The 794-nt window shown below is 45.5% G+C and carries 1 protein-coding gene; it reads left to right on the plus strand.

Features of this window, described 5'->3' with window-relative positions; all coding sequences use genetic code 11:
* Nucleotides 1-794: flagellar basal-body MS-ring/collar protein FliF (gene fliF, locus A3738_RS20330; protein WP_068763813.1), on the plus strand; the 794-nt coding region annotated here is incomplete at both ends.

Raw genomic sequence — 794 nt, forward strand, 5'->3', positions numbered from 1 at the left:
ATGATTGGTTTGGCGGGCAGTGTTGCACTAGGTCTTGCGTTAGTCCTCTGGTTACAAGAGCCAAATTACCAACCCGCCATGCAAAACATCGCAGCGCAAGATATGGAAGAAGTGACGCGGGTACTAAATTTAAATGGCATAGATTTTAAAGTTGACCCTCAGAGTGGGGTGCTTCTAGTTGCGTCAGAGCAACTGTATCAAGCAAAAATAAAATTGGCCGCTGTCGGAATATCGTCTGATCAATCGATAGGTTATGAGCTACTAGATCAAGACCAAGGTTTGGGTAGTTCCCAGTTTATGGAGTCGACTCGTTTTAAGCGCGGACTAGAAGGTGAGCTTTCACGCACGATTTCTAGTTTCCGAAATATCCGACACGCACGTGTCCATCTTGCAATTCCAAAGCGTTCCGTTTTCGTTCGCGATTCACGCAAACCATCAGCCTCTGTATTGATCGAAGTTCCCGCTATGCGTGGTATTTCAAGAGAGCAGGTTGAAGCAATCGTTAACCTCGTTGCGGGTAGCGTACCCGAGATGATGAAGAGTGACGTGACTGTCGTAGATCAGCGAGGTAATTTGCTTTCTAAGAATAACGAAACGGAAGAAGACGCAAGAGTTTCTCGTGAATTTGAATACTCGCGCAAGATAGAGTCGGTTCTAAATAATCGAATCACAAGTATTCTTGATCCGGTACTAGGCTCTGGTCGTTTTCGTTCTGAAGTATCAGCTGACGTTGACTTTACAGAAATCGAAGAAGCAGAAGAGTTGTTCAATCCTGATATGGGTGCGGTACGCAG

The organism is Oleiphilus sp. HI0066 (assembly GCF_001635725.1).